Source organism: Nostoc sp. DedSLP03, from assembly GCF_034530815.1.
Lineage (GTDB): Bacteria > Cyanobacteriota > Cyanobacteriia > Cyanobacteriales > Nostocaceae > Nostoc.
In genome coordinates this window covers 51,076-69,399 of sequence record NZ_JAVRCK010000017.1, presented here as the reverse complement: position 1 = coordinate 69,399, position 18,324 = coordinate 51,076, and the positions used below count along the sequence as shown (strand labels likewise).

Below are 18,324 nucleotides of genomic sequence, written 5' to 3'. Positions count from 1 at the left end.
ATTAAGTTACCACAAGCTAGATTACTAGCCGATGGTACGTGTAATGTCATAACCCTGAGAAATAATGACTTAACTAGTCAGTAAGCTCTCAGAATCTCAGTTACTTAAAAGCAGTTGAGATTGTCAAAAAAACGTTAATTCCTCACGGCAGTCGGTTACATTGGCTTTCCGTACTACCTTAGAAACGTTGCAATTTTAGTAAAAAAGAGGATTTAAGTCCGATGACCATCGCAGTTGGACGCGCGCCCAGTAGAGGGTGGTTTGACGTTCTAGACGACTGGCTCAAGCGCGATCGCTTCGTATTCGTAGGTTGGTCAGGAATACTATTATTCCCCTGCGCCTTCCTAGCACTAGGCGGTTGGCTGACCGGCACCACCTTCGTCACCTCTTGGTACACCCACGGATTAGCCTCCTCCTACTTAGAAGGCTGTAACTTCCTAACAGTGGCAGTATCAACTCCCGCAGACAGCATGGGACATTCTCTATTGCTGTTGTGGGGCCCAGAAGCCCAAGGCGACCTCACCCGTTGGTTCCAATTAGGTGGGTTGTGGCCATTCGTTGCCCTACACGGAGCCTTCGGTTTGATTGGCTTCATGTTACGGCAATTTGAAATTGCGCGTCTAGTGGGTATCCGCCCTTACAACGCTCTGGCTTTCTCTGCTCCGATTGCAGTATTCGTCAGTGTATTTCTGATGTACCCCTTGGGACAATCTAGCTGGTTCTTTGCACCTAGCTTTGGTGTCGCAGCAATTTTCCGGTTCCTGTTATTCCTGCAAGGGTTCCACAACTGGACACTCAACCCCTTCCACATGATGGGTGTTGCGGGTGTATTGGGTGGTGCGCTACTGTGTGCGATTCACGGTGCCACAGTCGAAAACACCTTGTTTGAAGATGGTGATGGTGCTAACACCTTCCGCGCCTTCAATCCCACCCAGTCGGAAGAAACCTACTCAATGGTGACAGCAAACCGTTTCTGGTCACAGATTTTCGGTATTGCTTTCTCTAACAAGCGCTGGTTGCACTTCTTTATGTTGTTCGTGCCAGTCACAGGCTTGTGGATGAGTGCCGTCGGCATCGTCGGTTTAGCACTGAACCTGCGGGCTTATGATTTCGTCTCCCAAGAATTACGGGCGGCGGAAGACCCAGAGTTTGAAACCTTCTATACCAAAAACATTTTACTCAACGAGGGTATCCGCGCTTGGATGGCTCCTCAAGATCAACCCCACGAACAATTTGTATTCCCTGAGGAGGTATTACCACGTGGTAACGCTCTCTAATAGACCAAATATCTTAGGCGGCGCTGGACGCGACCAAGAATCCACTGGGTTTGCCTGGTGGTCTGGTAACGCCCGTTTAATCAACCTATCTGGCAAACTACTCGGTGCTCACGTTGCCCACGCTGGTTTGATTGTATTCTGGGCTGGAGCGATGACTTTGTTTGAAGTCGCTCACTTCATTCCTGAAAAGCCCATGTACGAGCAGGGTTTGATTCTGTTACCTCACCTTGCCACTCAGGGCTGGGGTGTTGGTCCTGGTGGTGAAGTAATCGACACCTTCCCCTACTTTGTTGTCGGTGTACTCCACCTAATTTCCTCAGCTGTCCTTGGCTTTGGCGGTATCTATCATGCCGTTCGCGGCCCAGAAACCTTAGAAGAATATTCTTCTTTCTTTGGTTACGACTGGAAAGACAAGAACAAGATGACCAACATCATCGGGTTTCACCTGATTATTTTGGGATGCGGTGCATTGCTTTTAGTGTTAAAGGCAATGTTCTTTGGTGGGTTATACGACACCTGGGCACCAGGCGGTGGTGATGTTCGGATTATTACCAATCCGACATTGAACCCAGCAGTTATCTTTGGTTATGTACTCAAGTCTCCCTTCGGTGGCGAAGGCTGGATTGTCAGCGTCAATAACTTGGAAGATGTGGTCGGTGGTCACATCTGGGTTGCCTTTATTTGTATTGCTGGTGGTATTTTCCACATTCTTACCAAGCCTTTTGCTTGGTCACGTCGTGCATCCATCTGGTCTGGTGAGGCTTATCTTTCCTACAGCTTGGGCGCTCTTTCGCTGATGGGCTTCATTGCCTCAATTTTTGTTTGGTTTAACAACACAGTTTATCCAAGCGAATTCTTTGGCCCTACCGGTCCAGAAGCCTCTCAAGCTCAGGCTTTGACCTTCTTGATTCGTGACCAACGCTTGGGTGCTAACGTCGGTTCTGCCCAAGGTCCTACTGGTCTAGGTAAATATCTGATGCGCTCTCCAACTGGTGAAATCATCTTCGGTGGTGAAACCATGCGCTTCTGGGATTTCCGCGGTCCTTGGTTGGAGCCTCTACGTGGTCCCAATGGTCTTGACTTGGAAAAAATCAAGAATGATATTCAGCCTTGGCAAGCTCGTCGCGCTGCTGAATACATGACCCATGCTCCTCTGGGTTCTTTGAACTCCGTGGGTGGTGTGGCTACCGAAATTAACTCCTTCAACTACGTATCTCCTCGCGCTTGGTTGGCGACTTCTCACTTCGTACTAGGATTCTTCTTCCTAGTTGGTCACTTGTGGCACGCTGGTCGCGCACGGGCCGCGGCTGGTGGTTTTGAGAAAGGAATTAACCGTGATACTGAGCCAGTGATGTTTATGGACGACCTAGATTAAGTTGTAAAGTTTATTTCATCACTGACAACTAAATAATTTAGAGGCTCTTGCATAAAAGCAAGGGCTTTTTTTATAGGAAAATTAGTAATCTATTAATTAAAGTGAGCGACTTGCCAAGGTAAGTAATCTATGAACGACTCCAATTTTATTGATGCTTTGCGATGGACATCTGAAGCTAAGGAAAAGTTACAAAACATTCCCTTTTTTGTCCGCTCTCAAGCTCAAGCCAGAATTGAACAGCTGGCTCGTGAAGCAGGCCAAGATGTTGTGACTGCTGATTTGGTAGAACAGGCTAGGCTTGAGTTTGGACAATAAATCAGGAGTCAGAATTCAGAATTGGTAAATACTCTACCATAAAAACATAGAGTTTTAAGGCGAGAAGATTCTAGTCAATTTAATTCATAATTACGAATTACGAACTTGTACTGAGCTTGTCCTGAGCGTAGTTGAAGGGCGTAGCCGAAGTATTACGAATTACGAATTATTATCAACTTCCTCCTACATTCATTGCTGCTAAAACAGCCTTCTGACTTACATCTCTGTAAACGCTATTTAAATATTTCATTACCACATCACTTGAAGTTGAATTTACTGCGTTTTCCTCTTCCTTTGCTAGGGGAATCGCTCCCAATACATCTAATATCGTTTCGCTGCTAGACGGTACAATCACTACCAAGGATGACTCTAATGGCTCATTGTATTGCCAGAAAGAGTCAATTTTTACTGAATATTTGTTATTAGTAATTGACTGTTGAACATCAAGCGTTTCTGTAGTATTGGGTTCTATCTTGGCACTACGTAATTTACGCAGGTCGCTGATAATTTGCTCTTTAGAACGTCCGCGCAATTGAAATAGTACAAAGGGGTCTTCACTGAAGCGATCGCCTAACTGATAGTAGATCGCACCAATGTGTTTACAAGGATTTGCTTTATCCGGACAAGAGCATTTACTGTGAACATCAGCAAGGGTAAATGGAAATATCGAAAGACCATTAGCCGTGAAGACTTCTTCTATATTTTGTGGCATTTCTCCTGCTAGCAGCTTGGCAGCAAAAATTGCTCTTTGTGACATGGTTTCAATTACATAACCCCACTGTTCATCGGTAAATGGTTCAAGGGAAAGGGAAACTTTATAAGGTTCTACTTCGCTACCTTGAACCCTAGCTAATACTTTTGCACCTTTAAATTCGATGCTGAGAACATTTCCTTGACGAGCATAATTTCTCGCACGTTCTAAACGCTTTTTAAAACGATAGGAATCTAGCAAATCTAGCCATTGTTGTGACCACCATTCTCGGCTTGCTTGCAATGTGTAATTAGTCATAATCAATTTAAAAATTTTGTAGTATGTCTGATTAATTTTATGAGGTTCGTAGTGAGCGCTTTAGCGCTCAAATTAAGGATGTTTAGTCCTGACTACGAAATTATTCTGCATCATCGTCAATTACTGCACTGCGATCGAGTATTAGTAAGTTGCGAAGTTGGTCTGTATCCAGTTCAGTCAACCATTCTTCCCCAGCACCCACAACTTGTTCAGCCAATTGTTTTTTACTTTCAATCATGTCATGAATTTTTTCTTCTAAAGTGCCTGTGCAGACAAATTTATGTACTTGCACATTCCGGGTTTGACCAATCCGAAATACTCTATCTGTAGCTTGATTTTCTACGGCTGGATTCCACCATCTATCAAAGTGGAATACATGATTAGCTCGTGTTAGATTCAGTCCTACTCCACCCGCTTTCAAAGAAAGAATCATAATTGGTGGCCCTTGAGGATCGTGTTGGAAACGGTCAATCATTTCCTCACGTTGTTTTTTGCTGGTGCTGCCATATAAAAAGAATATTTCTCGTCCTAACTGTTTTTCTAAATAGGGTTTAAGTAATTTACCCCACTCAGCAAATTGTGTGAAAATTAAAGCTCTATCGCTTTCTGCTAAAACTTCTTCTAACATTTCTTCTAGGCGCAGAAGTTTGGCTGAATTATGTTGCTCTAATGTCACTTCTTTCAAATATTGGGCTGGGTGATTGCAGATTTGCTTGAGTTTGATTAGTAAAGCCAAAATCATCCCTCGACGTTGCAATCCTTCAGCAGATTCTATCTCTACTAAAGATTGTTCGACAATTTGTTGATAAAGTGCAGCTTGTTCGCCAGTTAAACCGCAAAATACGGTCATTTCTTGCTTATCTGGTAAATCTTGAATGATCTCGCGATCGCTTTTCAATCGCCGCAGTATAAATGGTTGCACTAATGAACGTAACTGAGTCAAAGAAGCTGTATCGCCATACTTTTCAATTGGCATGGCAAACCGCCTCTGGAAAAATTGCTTATTCCCTAAATACCCAGGATTGAGAAAATCTAAAATAGACCATAGCTCTTGCAGTCTATTTTCTACTGGTGTCCCCGTTAATGCAATGCGGAATGTCGCTTCTAATTCCCTGACTGCTTTTGACTGCTTCGCCTCTGGATTTTTCACATTCTGGGCTTCGTCTAAAACTATTATCTGCCAAGAGACACTTTGCAATGACTTGATATCTCGATGAAGCAATGAGTAACTGGTAACGATTAAATCATGCTTTTTCACTGCTTCTAAGAACGCTTTACCTTTTGGACGTTTGTCACCGTGATATTGCAAAATTTTCAGGCTTGGTGCAAATTTATTGACTTCCCTTTCCCAGTTGCCTAAAACTGAAGTTGGACAAACTAATAGTGTTGGATTTTCTAGTACATCCTGTTCTTTCAAGTGCAGCAGAAAAGCAATGAATTGGACAGTGTTATGGCAAAGAATATTGTTAGCGACAAAATTATGATGTTCGCTAACTTCAAAGTCATAAACCCATCCCTCATAATCTATCTCCTCTATAGATTCAATCCGACAATAAAATACCTCTTGGTCGAGAAGACATTGCAAAGACTGTCTTGTTAAGCTCAACTGTTCTACATCTAGGTTGCTATATGCTGACAATGTTTGAGTTGTCCATTTAGAAGGTTTTAGTAGCTGATATTGTTCTTGGGCTTCTCCACTAATCATCTGGCTCATCCCAGCTATTACTTGCTGTAAACTATCTCTAGAAAATTGCTGTGAGCCATTAATGTAAACAGTGTTGTGCATCCCAAAATGCCGCAACGGTAGCCTCGTTCCCCTGACTGTTTGGGCAACCATATCAGAAGCAGGAATTCCTTCAATATTTGTGTTGCTAACCAGTTGACAAATTCGTTCTAACTTGCTCTGTTTTTCTGAGTTATTAAAACCAATTTTTTGGATAAATCTGCGGGCAGAATTTCCTCCAATTACACCAATATAGTAGGTGCGAAAAGTGCGAGTTCCATTAGTGGCACACTTCAGTTTGGGTGATATTCGCAACCAAATGCCGAAACGACGCAATAATGCAGAAAGTTGCTGAATCAGTAAAGCTGAAGCTGTAGCAATTTCAATACTCCCCATACTCAAAACAACGGCAGATTCAGCATCAAAATAGTTTTGTAAAAATATCCGCACACTATCCAAATCTGCTTGCATAATGAACGGCGGAATCGATTTTTCTGCCGATAATTTACCCCAAACATAACCTTTAGCTTCTAAGAATCGCCGATAGGCTTGGCTGTTAACTCGAAGAGCAGAAACTCTATTAGGGAAGGTAGAAATATTAGGGCTGTTAATTTTGAGGTTATAGCGCTTTTGAATGCGTTGACAAGTCTGGAGTAGATCCTCTAATACTTTGGTATCTTTTTGAGATATTGTGACTCTTCCCACATCTGGTAGTTCATGCCCTTCTGCAATCTGCCAAGCAAGAAACTTGACTAAATCAGGGTCTTGTAGTTGTCCATTCCAGAGCGTTTTACCTGGGACACAAACGTAATCACCCACCTGTAAGTTATTTGTCCAACCTTTACTTGTTAATAACTTATGACGATGAGTGATTGTGATATTGCTACCGTCTTCTAGCGTGATTTTTCGCAATTTTTCGCAGACTTGCTGCCGATACAATCGTCTGACATTAGCTTGGACAATTTTGCCAGTTTTTTCATCTATGGAATTAACTAGTAATTGCTCTGTGGGGTTAGACCAAAATCCTTCGCCGTCAAATTCTGTTTCTCCTGCGTGAGTTGTCCAGATTGTCTCGGCTGTGCGTAACAGTCCATTTATATTTATTAGAGTATCATTGGCTACGCATTTACCGAGTCCCATATCGTCGGCGAGACACGCGCCCAAACCCCAACGTTCCAAGAATGACAACCAAGCAGCACCACGTTCTTGATAAGGTCGCAACTGTCCTTTAAAGCCTGTTGGTGTCGGCAAAGGTGCGATCGCTTGATTATTTGTTAATGCCCCAATCAACTCTTGCAATGCCCCAGATGCATCAAAGCTGACTACTGGTAACTTTTCAATTGCTTGAGTATCTCCTGTACTCAGACGCAAAGCATCTTCCAGGGAAAGCGCCATTTGGTCTTTGCGAGTGGTAAAAAATGTTTGGGCTGTCTTGATATCTTGGGGCCGCAATTCTACCCACTCACCGTTAATTTCCACTAGCGGACTATTTAAAGCCACAAGTTTATCAAACTCGGCTTTGGAAATGGTCTGTCCGCCAATTGCCAATTGCCATTGGAAATTTAGTAAACTCTGCAAACCTAAACGTCCCTGCTTTTTCTTTGGGGTTTCGGCTGTAATTTTTAAACCTAAACGGTTCGCCCATCCTTCGCGATTCGCCAAGCTGGGAGGCAAAATTACTCCTAAACCACTGTCTTCCAATCTCCAAGCTACAGCTTTGATAAACTCATAAGCTTGGATGGGGGTGAGACGAGAAAATTGGGGATATTCGGTTTCAAAACTGGCTACTATTGTTGGATATAAACGGGAAGCTACCCCCAAACCTCGCAAAAATGTTTCTTGTGGTTGGTCAATTGTGCGATTTTCATAAACCAATTGTTCAACTGGATTGTTCCAAATAGTTGCTGCATCCACTAAAAACTCTTGATCGTCAGCTGCTTGCAAAAAATACGCCAATGTCCAATCTGTTTCGCCAGACTCTGGAGAACGCAGTTGAAAACAGGTACGAAATTGAGTTTTAAGAGTTAACTGGTATTGTAGCGGCATAGTCCAAGCCTTCAGTGCCGCTTCCAGCCGTTCCATTTCAATTGCATCTGCATTAACTGTACCAGATCCACTAGTTAAGGCTGGCAACCACTGTCGCACCCCAGATGGTAAAGATGCGATCGCCTTAGCTTCCATTGGAGGTTGAGAACCCATCATTTCTCGCACTTGGACATCTATCGTACTGTTGAGAAATCCCAAAAGTAATTCTTGAGGTTCTGTGGGAAAGTCTACATAAAGTAGGGATTGAGGAAACTCCTCCTCAGTCCCCACTTCCTCTTGATAAGTGCGACAAATCAACGGTATATTCCCAGAAAATCTTTCTAGGCGGGTTCCATCTACAGCACTATCTAGAAGTACTCGCCATTTGGCAGAAAATGCACCATCTGATTGTCGGTCAATTGTTGGTAAAAACTTACATCGGGAGATTAAATCTAAACTCCATCGGGCAACCTGCGACCAAAAGCGTAAATCTCCACCCAAAAAAGCATCTTCCCCTTTAGCAGCATTTAGGGGAATCGCGGCGAGAAATTTTACTGCTTCGCTGGGGTTGAGACAAAAACCTTCAACTCGCCACGGTTGCAAATATTGCGGGGAGTCTGTATTTTCCCCTAAGCTAGCAGAATGTACAGGGAAAATCGCTGTTGTTCCTTGATCGCTACCTTCTATATAAGTTGGTAGGGCAATGATTTGAGAGTGTGTTGGTAAACCGATCTCAGGCGCACTGGCCGCTTTGCGCGTTCGCTTAGTAGTTGCGATCGCCTTGCCCCCCGCAAGCATCGCAACTTGAGGTTGCTGAATGAAGTTGGTAATTGCCATGTTCTGGGAACGCAACCACTCACTCAACTCAACCAATGTCATTGCCAATGGATGTACTGGGATATCTCCAGATCCATTAGACTCGAAATTCACTCGTGGCGATCGCCAAGTTTCCCCCCAAATAAATAAACTACCATTTTGATTTTTTAGTAACCAATTACAGTGTAAAATCGCCATTTGCTAACTACTCAGATTTTCCCAAAACTCTAGAATTCAAATCACAATTATTCTACTTTTTGTATCTTCTCAACAAAATTTATTGCCTAAATTTCTCATATAATAAATATTTCAGTAATTATTCCATATAAACATTGTTAATAATGAATTTTCCCCTAATTAAAGTCTTAAAAACCGGGATGTTAGTGGAACTTGATTATATGCATCCTCAAGAAAAAGAGATTGTCAGATCGTTACTCAATGTTGTAATTGTTGAAGGTAAAACTTATCCTCAAAAGCAACCTCTATCTCCTACAGAATTTTCAGCTTACTGGTTAAGCAAGGATGCCTTTGTTGTCAGGACATCTGTTGTAGAACCTACATACAAGTCAAAAGAAATATTAGGGGCGTTTTATTTAAAGCCAAACTTTCCCGGTCGGTGTAGCCATATTTGCAACGCTGGTTTTATTGTACAACCTGGATTACGCGGTCAGGGTTTAGGACGGTTCATGGGAGAGGCTATGCTTTCGATCGCAGCAAATCTGGGCTACGAAGCAGTGATGTTTAATTTGGTCTTTGAGACTAATATACCTTCAATTACACTTTGGCAGTCGTTAGGATTTGAGATTATTGGGCGAATTCCGGGCGCGGCGAAGCTAGAAAATGGGCAGGTAGTAGACGCACTAATCTTGTATCACACTTTGCGTTAAACGACTTGTCTATCTTTGTATGTACTAGAAGTCAGCCATAGGGCATAAATGTTAGGATTGCCACAGAAAGAGAATAGCGAAAGAGAAGGAAAAAAAACTGAATGGCAGAAGTTGATAAGTCAATATCCTTCGATGGAAGGGATATTCGACTGAAAGTAGGCCTACTAGCTCCCCAGGCAGGTGGGTCGGTTTTGATAGAATCAGGGGACACATCCGTTTTAGTGACGGCTACGCGATCGCAAGCCAGAGAAGGCATTGATTTTCTTCCCCTGACTGTAGATTATGAAGAAAGGCTATATGCCGCTGGTAGGATTCCCGGCGGGATCATGCGGCGAGAAGGTCGTCCACCAGAAAAAACAATTCTCACCAGCCGTCTTATAGACCGTCCCCTGCGTCCTTTGTTCCCTTCATGGTTGCGGGATGACCTGCAAATTATTGCCTTAACGCTGTCGATGGACGAGTTAGTACCACCCGATGTGTTAGCAGTTACAGGTGCTTCCATTGCTACCTTGATTGCCCAGATTCCTTTTAATGGGCCAATGGCAGCAGTGCGGGTTGGTTTAGTAGGAGATGATTTCATCATCAACCCCACCTATGCAGAAATTGAAGCCGGAGACTTGGATCTGGTAGTAGCTGGTTCACCAGATGGCGTGATCATGGTGGAAGCGGGAGCCAATCAGTTGCCAGAGCGAGATATTCTCGAGGCGATTGACTTCGGTTATGAAGCAGTGCGGGACTTAATCAAAGCGCAGCAAGATTTAATCACCGAACTGGGTCTAGTAATAGTGCAAGAAGCACCACCAGAAGTAGACCCAACCCTAGAAAATTATATCCGCGATCGCGCTAGTGGCGAGATTAAGAAAATCCTGTCTCAATTTAGTTTGAGCAAACCCGAACGCGATGCAGCTTTAGATGTCGTCAAGGATGAAATTGCCGCGACGATTACCGAACTGCCAGAAGAAGACCCGATTCGAGTTGCCGCAACTACAAATAAAAAAGCACTTGGTAACACTTTTAAAGATATTACCAAACACTTCATGCGGCGACAAATCATCGAAGATAACGTCCGCGTTGATGGTCGTAAACTCGATCAAGTGCGTCCGGTTTCTTGTTTAGTTGATGTCTTACCAAAGCGAGTCCACGGCAGCGGTTTATTTAACCGAGAACTAACTCAGGTATTATCCACTTGTACTCTGGGTACGCCAGGGGATGCTCAAAACCTCAACGATGACATGCAGCTAGACCAGCACAAGCGTTATCTGCATCATTACAACTTCCCGCCGTTCTCAGTCGGAGAAACCAAGCCAATGCGGGCCCCAGGAAGGCGCGAAATTGGTCACGGGGCATTAGCAGAACGAGCGCTAATACCTGTGATACCGTCAAAAGAACAATTTCCCTACGTGATTCGCATCGTGTCGGAAGTACTTTCTTCCAACGGTTCCACCTCAATGGGTTCAGTCTGCGGTTCCACTCTCGCCTTGATGGATGCTGGTGTACCAATTCTCAAACCCGTTAGTGGCGCAGCAATGGGTTTGATTAAGGAAGGGGACGAAGTACGAGTCCTGACCGACATCCAAGGCATTGAAGACTTTTTGGGCGACATGGACTTCAAAGTTGCCGGGACGGATACCGGGATTACCGCCTTGCAGATGGATATGAAAATCTCCGGTTTGTCTTTGGAGGTTATAGCCCAAGCCGTCCACCAAGCCAAAGCAGCCCGGTTGCACATTCTGGAGAAAATGCTCGCCTGCATTGACACACCACGGACTGAAACCTCACCTTATGCTCCACGTCTGTTAACAATCAAGATTGATTCAGACATGATTGGTTTGGTCATCGGGCCTGGAGGCAAGACTATTAAGGGAATCACAGAGGAAACTGGTGCAAAAATTGACATTGAAGATGATGGCACCGTGACAATTTCCGCTGTGGATGAGAACAAGGCCAAGAGAGCCAGAAATATCATCCAAGGCATGACCCGCAAGTTGCACGAAGGGGATGTCTATGCCGGACGCATTACTCGGATTATACCGATAGGTGCATTTGTGGAATTTTTGCCAGGAAAAGAAGGCATGATTCACATTTCTCAACTAGCTGACTACCGCGTTGGCAAAGTTGAGGATGAAGTAGCGGTGGGCGATGAAGTGATTATCAAAGTGCGCGAAATTGATAACAAAGGTCGGATTAATCTCACTCGTTTGGGTATCCACCCAGATCAAGCAGCAGCAGCAAGAGAAGCAGCGGCGGTGAATCGGTAACTCGATTTGGGATTTTAGATTAGATTAAATCTAAAATCCGCGATGCCTATCGTGAAGGCATCGCCGTATGCTTCTCTAATTTGATAAATTACGAATTATTTTAACGACTTTTCTAATTTTTTTGGCTCTGGTAGAGGTTGACCGTCAGCCAAAGATGATTCAATCAGCATTTCTAAAACTTATTGAGCATTTTTGAAAGCTTCTTCGTAATACCAATTTGAAATTTTTATATTTTTGAAACTCTTTTACTTCTCTAATTCTGCCAACTTCTGCTGAACAAACTCTCGCACTTCTTCATCTGGGTCATTCTCTGCTTTGTCACGCAACAGTGGTAAAGTCTGGGAATACTGAGGAAATTGCTTGATAATTATCTCCAGTGCAATGCGCCGAGGGTTGGTTTCATAATATTTGTTACGCTCAAAAGGATCATTGACAGCGCAATCGTAGTAAATTTCAAACAACTCAGGCTGATTTCTGAAGTATTTGGCTAATGCTTCGATGGCTGCACGTCGCACATTCACTTCATTATCAGCAGTGGCGCGGTCTTTGAGAATCGAGCGGGTATCTGGGTCATCTTTGAAATTGCTGGCTAATGCTTCGATGGCTGCACGTCGCACATTTCCTTCATTATCAGCAATGGCGCGGTCTTTGAGAATCGAGCGGGTGTCTGGGTCATCTTTGAAATTGCTGGCTAATGCTTCGATGGCTGCACGTCGGAGATTCCATGCATTATCAGCAATGGTGAGGTCTTTAAGAATCGAGCAGGTATCTGGGTCATCTTTGAAATTGCTGGCTAATGCTTCGATGGCTACACTTCGCACATTCCATTGATTATCAGCAGTGGCGCGGTCTTTCAGAATCGAGCAGGTATCTGGGTCATCTTTGAAATTGCTGGCTAATGCTTTGATGGCTGCACCTCGCACATTTTCATGATCAGCAGTGGCGCGGTCTTTCAGAAACGAGCAGGTGTCTAGGTCATCTTTGAAGTTGCTGGCTAATGCTTCGATGGCTGCACATCGCACATTTTTATCATCATCAGCAATGGCACAGTCTTTGATAAACAACCGAGCGTCTGGGTCATCTTTGAAATTGCTGGCTAATGCTTTGATGGCTGCACCTCGCACATTTTCATGATCAGCAGTGGCGCGGTCTTTCAGAAACGAGCAGGTGTCTAGGTCATCTTTGAAGTTGCTGGCTAATGCTTCGATGGCTGCACATCGCACATTCATTTCATCATCAGCAGTGGTGAGGTCTTTCAGAAACGAGCGGGTGTCTAGGTCATCTTTGAAATTGCTGGCTAATGCTTCGATGGCTGCACGTTGCACATCCCAATCATGATCAGCAGTGGCGCGGTCTTTGAGAATCGAGCAGGTGTCTGGGTCATCTTTGAAATTGCTGGCTAATGCTTCGATGGCTGCATATCGTACATCCCATGCTATATCAGCAGTGGCACAGTCTTTGATAAACGATCGGGTGTCCGGGTCATCTTCAAAATTGCTGGCTAATGCTTCGATGGCTGCACGTCGCACATTTTCATCATCATCAGCAGTGGCACAGTCTTTGATAAACAACCAGGTATCTGGGTCATCTTTGAAATTGCTGGCTAATGCTTCGATGGCTGCACGTCGCACATTTTCATCATCATCAGCAGTGGCGCGGTCTTTCAGAAACGAGCGGGTGTCTAGGTCATCTGGGAAATTGCTGGCTAATGCTTCGATAGCTGCACGTCGCACATTTTCATCATCATCAGCAGTGGCGCGGTCTTTGAGCCAGTGTAAGGTATCGCTGTTATCTTTCCAAATCGCAGCGACTGTTGCAACTGCTTGAGTGCGAATTTCCTGAACTAGCTCAGTTTCTTCTTCATCATCATAAAGTTCGTAATAGTACCATAGATCGTATTTAGTTAAGTCTTTTAGTTCGTTAAGCAATTTATTAGCCACTGATGCAATCACCAAGCGATTTCTCACTTCTGCAAGACACTTAGCAGCTAAAAACAAGTTGATAAATTTTTGCTCTTCACCATCTTGCACCATTAAGTAATCAATAATTTCACCAACAAATTTTGGCTCAATCATTCCCGCAATGAGCCGCAATACCTCATGCCAAGTTTCATCTTGCCAGTGTTTGCCAAAAACTTCAGTTTTGAGAAACTCAATTGTAATACTGCGTTCCTTCTCAAACTGCCAGACAAACTCCCAAGCACAGAAATATTCTAAAAAAGTCCGATGCACAAAGGCATAGTAATCTGCACCCAAGAAACATAAAATAAAGTTGCGATCGCGCAGTTGTTTCATCAACCGTCTGGCTTTGTCTCTGGCATCACTCACTGGTATGCTTTGCAGATATTTAGTGAAGATTGCTTCTAAATCATCTGCATAGATAAAGTTACCAGCTAAACCTTTTTCACTGGTTTGCATAAGATAAGCAACTTGACGCAACATTGCCTGTTTATCTTTATAATCAATAATGTCCAGACGTTCATCGGGTTTTAAATTGCGTCCGTCGTCCCAATTATGCAGCAGAACCTCTGAAGCATCTTTATACAGTTCACTTCTATCTCTGGGCAATTCACGCTTGAGATTGAGAATTGCCATCATGGTTAACAGCAGAGGATTTTGTGCTAATTCTGCAATTGCTTTTGATTCATTAATTACTCTTTGTAAACGCTCTTGTTTGATATTTTTATCTCTTTCTTCGGCTTGACTAAAAGTTTTATCATGCCAACGTTGAATAAAATCTTTAATCTGTGCTGATTCTAAATCTTGCAACATGAAGTGACGAAACTCTGCATCTCGCAATTGTTGCTGCTTATAGCCGATAATCCGAGAAGTAACAATTACCTGCACATCGGGATATTCATTTGTGAAGCGATGAATACTGGTAATGACTTCTTCCCGCTTCGTCGGTTCAAAGATTTCATCCAAACCATCAAACATGACTAAAGCGTTACCAGCCTTTAGCTGTTCATGCAATTTATGCTGATTGAGGTGATAAAAACAATTGGGACTATTATGGTAAAATTGAAGAAAATTATTACAACTACCCGTATCGCGATCGCGCATATAATTGCGTAATTCAATTAGCAAAGGAATTGGCAGATTAAAATCATTCTGTTCGAGAGTTTTTTCTACCCAATCCAACGCTAGATATTGCAACAATGTAGACTTGCCGGAACCAGGATCGCCTAAAATAACTAAATAATTCTTACGTTGCTTCTCTCGGATAACATCTAATACTGAACGGATTGGCTGCTCAAAATAAGTGCGTTGATAACGTTCTGTTTCTTCTTGAAATTTTTCTATTTCAAATTCCGTATCTAATTGGTTACTTTCTTGTAGCCTGCGGAGATGTTCTTTAGGCAGTTCTGGTAAAACCTGATAAACTTGCCGCACATTTTGCGGGATAAACATTTGCCATAAGTTTACCGGATGTTCGCGGGATGTAGTTTCTAAACTATCTAACTTCAGATTACCGTAGCGTTCACGAATCGCTTCTAAATATTGCAGTAAATTAAAATCCTTGGTAATATCAGCGTTTTCTTTTAAAATTTTATCAATACTAGATAATTTTTGAAGTTCCAAGATATAGCGTAATTCTTCTGAATCCGAAAGAATATCTTGGACTTGTATGAGATACTGGTCTGTAATGGTTTGCCAGTTAAATTTAGGCGGGAGAGGTTTGAGTTGAAGTCTTTTCCAACTATCTGCGAATGTTTTAAAATCTAGAGAATCACATTTAATATCAAAAGCCTGACCAAGAATTTCTTTAACCGACTTATCACGGATAAACATTTTGATATCTTCAGTATAATTTTGAATTTCAGCTTCAGAAAGCTTGCAACGAACCTTTAACTGCTGCTGCATCAATTGCAAAAATTCTGTCAGCGCCATGATTACAGCTTTCTGAAACGGTTCTTGCTTAAGCGCTTCTTGCTTAAGCGCTTCTTGCTTAAAGGGCGCAGTTACAGCATTATTAAAGATATTTTTGAAAAAATCTTTAGCGTAGTCCTTGACTAAATCCTTGAGAAACTCTTCGCTGATAATAGTTTTGACAAGAAATCCAACCGTTTTTTGACCAATCCAGAGAGTGAACCACTCAACTATCATACTCACGCCTGCTAAGTGCTTGACTACGAGTATATACACTTGCTAGAGAAATATTTCCAGATTTCTGGGTTTTTAAGGAGTGCGAGTCTACTCATCCAAAACTTAAGATTATCTGGTTTTATATGCTGCCATCGCACAAAGATATAGTTAACAGGAACATTATCCTTACTTCTAAGCTTAAGAGCAAGGCTACCTGAAGATTTGTTAAAAATAACTATATACTGTGCATTGATATTAGGAATAATTTTATGGTTCTACAAGTTAACCCCATCCAAAAAGAACCAATTGTTACTTGGGAAGCACTTCCAGCCGACTTCATTTTACCAGATGAGCCAGTGGAAAATATTCAACAACCTGCGATCGCTGCTGCGCTTACCGATGCTTTGGGAAGCACAGGACGCATCCAACCCCAGATGCTGATTGGCTCTAATTTTGGACTTGTAGCCACAGTCAACAAAAAAATCGTTGTCAAAGCCCCAGACTGGTTTTACGTTCCTCAAGTGCAGTCTGTGGGAACAAATGTAGTTCGTCGCAGCTACACCCCAAATTTAGAAGGTGCTGCTGTGGCTGTAGTGATGGAATTTCTCTCAGATACAGAAGGTGGAGAATTATCAGTCCGTTCAACTCCACCCTACGGTAAACTCTATTATTACGAAAAGATTCTGCAAGTTCCAACTTACGTAACCTACGACCCTTACGAACCAAGCATAGAACTACGCTGCTTGCAAAATGGACAATATACTTTGCAGCAAGCAGACACGAATGGACGCTTTTGGATTCCTGAGTTAGAGTTATTTCTCGGAATTTGGCAAGGTGAAAGATTATGCCAAACCATGAATTGGCTGCGCTGGTGGGATACAGAAGGAAATTTACTGTTGTGGAGTAGCGAAGAAGCCGAACAAGAACGCCAGCGCGCCGAACAAGAACGCCAGCGCGCTGAACAAGAACGCCAGCGCGCCCAACAAGAACGCCAGCGTGCTGAGATATTAGCTGCTAAGTTACGTGAGCTAGGTATTGACCCTGATGCGACTTTGAATAGCCCATCGTAGACATCGCATAACCTACAGAAATGCTGGGAATAATAATTTTGGGACATCAGCACCAAAATTCATTCTATGAAACAGCAAAAAAATCAGTTCAGCCATCTCACTGCGATCGAAAGAAGTTATCTGTCATTTCCGGCACAGTTTTTATTAAATCAAAATCTTCTCCAAGGCAAAATACTAGACTTTGGTTGTGGCTTTGGTAATGATGTTAAAATATTGCGCCAAAAAGGTTGTGATATTACAGGCTATGACCCTTATTATTTCCCACAATATCCCGATCAGAAATTTGATACCATAATTTGCTTTTATGTTTTAAATGTTTTATTTCCCGAAGAACAAACTAATGTTTTAATGGAAGTATCACACTTATTAAAACCAGGAGGCAAAGCTTATTATGCTGTAAGAAGGGATATCAAAAGGGAAGGATTTCGAGAACATTATGTCCATAAAAAGCCTACTTATCAATGTATTGCAAAACTTCCTTTTACTTCAATTTGCTTAGATGAATATCGAGAAGTATATGAGTATGTTCACTATAATCATCAGCGAAATTCATCTAACTATTGCATATTCTGTAATCCCCACAAAAATCTAAAATTATTAACTGAATCAGCAACAGCTTATGCTATTTTTGATGGCTATCCAATCAGTAAAGGTCATGTTTTAGTTATTCCCAAACTTCATGTTAGCAATTATTTTGAACTTTCATTAAAAGAGCAATCTGCTTGCTGGTTTATGGCGAACAAAGTCCAAAAAATTATCAAAAGTGAATTTGAACCTGATGGTTTTAATGTAGGAATGAATATCAATCGAGCTGCTGGTCAAAATATTATGCACGCCAGTATTCATATCATCCCTCGCTACAAAGGTGATACTGTCTCTGCTAAAAGTGGAATCAGGAACGTTATTCCTAAAAAATAATAGTTTTTCTGTAATGATTCAGGATTCAAAATTATATTTAAATGATGCTAGCGATCGCAGGATACGCTACAGTTGCAGCAATGGAAGCAGCAGCAATTTTGCTTTGAGAAAAAATATTTTGGTAAAAGCTGGAGTATGTCGGCTCAGGCTGGCGATCTCGCGTAATTCAGGCATTTGCAAACCTTCTTCGCCACTACAGCGACTCTCAAAACATTGTGTGTAGATACGGTGGTGAGGAGTTTGTTTTGGTTTTATCTGGGCTGACACAAGAGAAAGCATTTCAGCACGCCGAACACATCCGGTTATCGTTTCAAGCTGCGCGGTTGGAATCTGAAGGTAAACAAATACATACAACGGTTTCAGGTAGAGTGACCGCCTAATTTTTAGATTTTGTTGAAAATATTGCAAAATATTTCAGTTAGGCCAGATTATCTGGATCTATTCCCAGCGCTCTTAATTGTTCCGCCAACTGTCGAACCCGTTGTTCTGCAACATCGGCGCGTTGCGCTTCTTGTTGGGCGCGTTGCGCTTCTTGTTGGGCGCGTTGCGCTTCTTGTTGGGCGCGT

Annotated in this window: 11 protein-coding genes and 1 pseudogene; 8 read left to right on the top strand and 4 right to left on the bottom strand. The window is 42.7% G+C overall.

Translation table 11 applies throughout. The annotated features are described in order from the left end of the window. Positions 1-221: 221 nt before the first annotated feature. The 3 genes from psbD (at position 222) to RM368_RS10835 (ending at position 2,967) form a co-directional block, all read left to right on the top strand. Positions 222-1,277 carry a photosystem II D2 protein (photosystem q(a) protein) gene (gene psbD / locus RM368_RS10845; protein WP_322694081.1) on the top strand — a complete coding sequence of 352 codons (1,056 nt, stop codon included), beginning with the start codon at positions 222-224 and terminating at the stop codon, positions 1,275-1,277. Then, positions 1,261-2,652 (top strand): photosystem II reaction center protein CP43, encoded by a 1,392-nt coding sequence (psbC, locus tag RM368_RS10840; RefSeq protein ID WP_322694080.1) that lies wholly within the window; start codon positions 1,261-1,263, stop codon positions 2,650-2,652. Before psbD ends, psbC begins: the two co-directional genes overlap by 17 nt. A gap of 129 nt (positions 2,653-2,781) precedes the next feature. Next, entirely contained in the window at positions 2,782-2,967 is a 186-nt protein-coding gene (locus tag RM368_RS10835; protein WP_322694079.1) for a PCP reductase family protein, read from the top strand. Positions 2,968-3,139: 172 nt separating this feature from the next. Here the strand turns inward: RM368_RS10835 and RM368_RS10830 are convergent, their stop codons facing one another. Both RM368_RS10830 and RM368_RS10825 read right to left on the bottom strand, forming a co-directional pair. Further along, positions 3,140-3,976, bottom strand: a complete 837-nt coding sequence (locus tag RM368_RS10830) for an SWIM zinc finger family protein (protein WP_322694078.1) — start codon at positions 3,974-3,976, stop codon at positions 3,140-3,142. Between the two features lie 100 nt (positions 3,977-4,076). Further along, a complete protein-coding gene (locus tag RM368_RS10825; protein ID WP_322694077.1) occupies positions 4,077-8,738 on the bottom strand; it encodes an SNF2-related protein in 4,662 nt (1,553 codons plus the stop codon). A 143-nt stretch (positions 8,739-8,881) separates the two neighbouring features. Between RM368_RS10825 and RM368_RS10820 the strand changes: the two genes are divergently transcribed. Both RM368_RS10820 and RM368_RS10815 read left to right on the top strand, forming a co-directional pair. Then, entirely contained in the window at positions 8,882-9,427 is a 546-nt protein-coding gene (locus RM368_RS10820; protein ID WP_322694076.1) for an N-acetyltransferase, read from the top strand. A 101-nt stretch (positions 9,428-9,528) separates the two neighbouring features. Next, positions 9,529-11,685: a polyribonucleotide nucleotidyltransferase gene (locus RM368_RS10815; RefSeq protein WP_322694075.1), complete on the top strand. Its 2,157-nt coding sequence runs from the start codon at positions 9,529-9,531 to the stop codon at positions 11,683-11,685. Positions 11,686-11,780: 95 nt separating this feature from the next. Here the strand turns inward: RM368_RS10815 and RM368_RS10810 are convergent. Both RM368_RS10810 and RM368_RS10805 read right to left on the bottom strand, forming a co-directional pair. Next, positions 11,781-11,894, bottom strand: a pseudogene (locus RM368_RS10810) (type II toxin-antitoxin system HicB family antitoxin); the annotation flags it as partial. A gap of 36 nt (positions 11,895-11,930) precedes the next feature. Beyond that, positions 11,931-15,791: a HEAT repeat domain-containing protein gene (locus RM368_RS10805; protein WP_322694074.1), complete on the bottom strand. Its 3,861-nt coding sequence runs from the start codon at positions 15,789-15,791 to the stop codon at positions 11,931-11,933. 248 nt (positions 15,792-16,039) lie between these two features. Between RM368_RS10805 and RM368_RS10800 the strand changes: the two genes are divergently transcribed. From RM368_RS10800 to RM368_RS10790, 3 genes are all read left to right on the top strand, one after another. Continuing rightward, a complete protein-coding gene (locus tag RM368_RS10800) occupies positions 16,040-16,840 on the top strand; it encodes a Uma2 family endonuclease (RefSeq protein WP_322694073.1) in 801 nt (266 codons plus the stop codon). A gap of 66 nt (positions 16,841-16,906) precedes the next feature. Continuing rightward, positions 16,907-17,758 carry a bifunctional class I SAM-dependent methyltransferase/HIT family protein gene (locus tag RM368_RS10795; protein ID WP_322694072.1) on the top strand — a complete coding sequence of 284 codons (852 nt, stop codon included), beginning with the start codon at positions 16,907-16,909 and terminating at the stop codon, positions 17,756-17,758. A gap of 215 nt (positions 17,759-17,973) precedes the next feature. Next, positions 17,974-18,138, top strand: coding sequence for a GGDEF domain-containing protein (locus RM368_RS10790; RefSeq protein WP_322694071.1), 165 nt, complete (start codon positions 17,974-17,976; stop codon positions 18,136-18,138). Positions 18,139-18,324: the final 186 nt, after the last annotated feature.

What these genes read in the sequence shown, in the direction of transcription:
- RM368_RS10835 (WP_322694079.1), top strand. Translation starts at nt 2,782, where the DNA reads ATGAACGACTCCAATTTTATTGATGCTTTGCGATGGACATCTGAAGCT.
- RM368_RS10820 (WP_322694076.1), top strand. Translation starts at nt 8,882, where the DNA reads ATGAATTTTCCCCTAATTAAAGTCTTAAAAACCGGGATGTTAGTGGAA.
- RM368_RS10805 (WP_322694074.1), bottom strand. Translation starts at nt 15,791, where the DNA reads ATGATAGTTGAGTGGTTCACTCTCTGGATTGGTCAAAAAACGGTTGGA.
- RM368_RS10795 (WP_322694072.1), top strand. Translation starts at nt 16,907, where the DNA reads ATGAAACAGCAAAAAAATCAGTTCAGCCATCTCACTGCGATCGAAAGA.
- psbD (WP_322694081.1), top strand. Translation starts at nt 222, where the DNA reads ATGACCATCGCAGTTGGACGCGCGCCCAGTAGAGGGTGGTTTGACGTT.
- RM368_RS10825 (WP_322694077.1), bottom strand. Translation starts at nt 8,738, where the DNA reads ATGGCGATTTTACACTGTAATTGGTTACTAAAAAATCAAAATGGTAGT.
- RM368_RS10830 (WP_322694078.1), bottom strand. Translation starts at nt 3,976, where the DNA reads ATGACTAATTACACATTGCAAGCAAGCCGAGAATGGTGGTCACAACAA.
- RM368_RS10800 (WP_322694073.1), top strand. Translation starts at nt 16,040, where the DNA reads ATGGTTCTACAAGTTAACCCCATCCAAAAAGAACCAATTGTTACTTGG.
- RM368_RS10815 (WP_322694075.1), top strand. Translation starts at nt 9,529, where the DNA reads ATGGCAGAAGTTGATAAGTCAATATCCTTCGATGGAAGGGATATTCGA.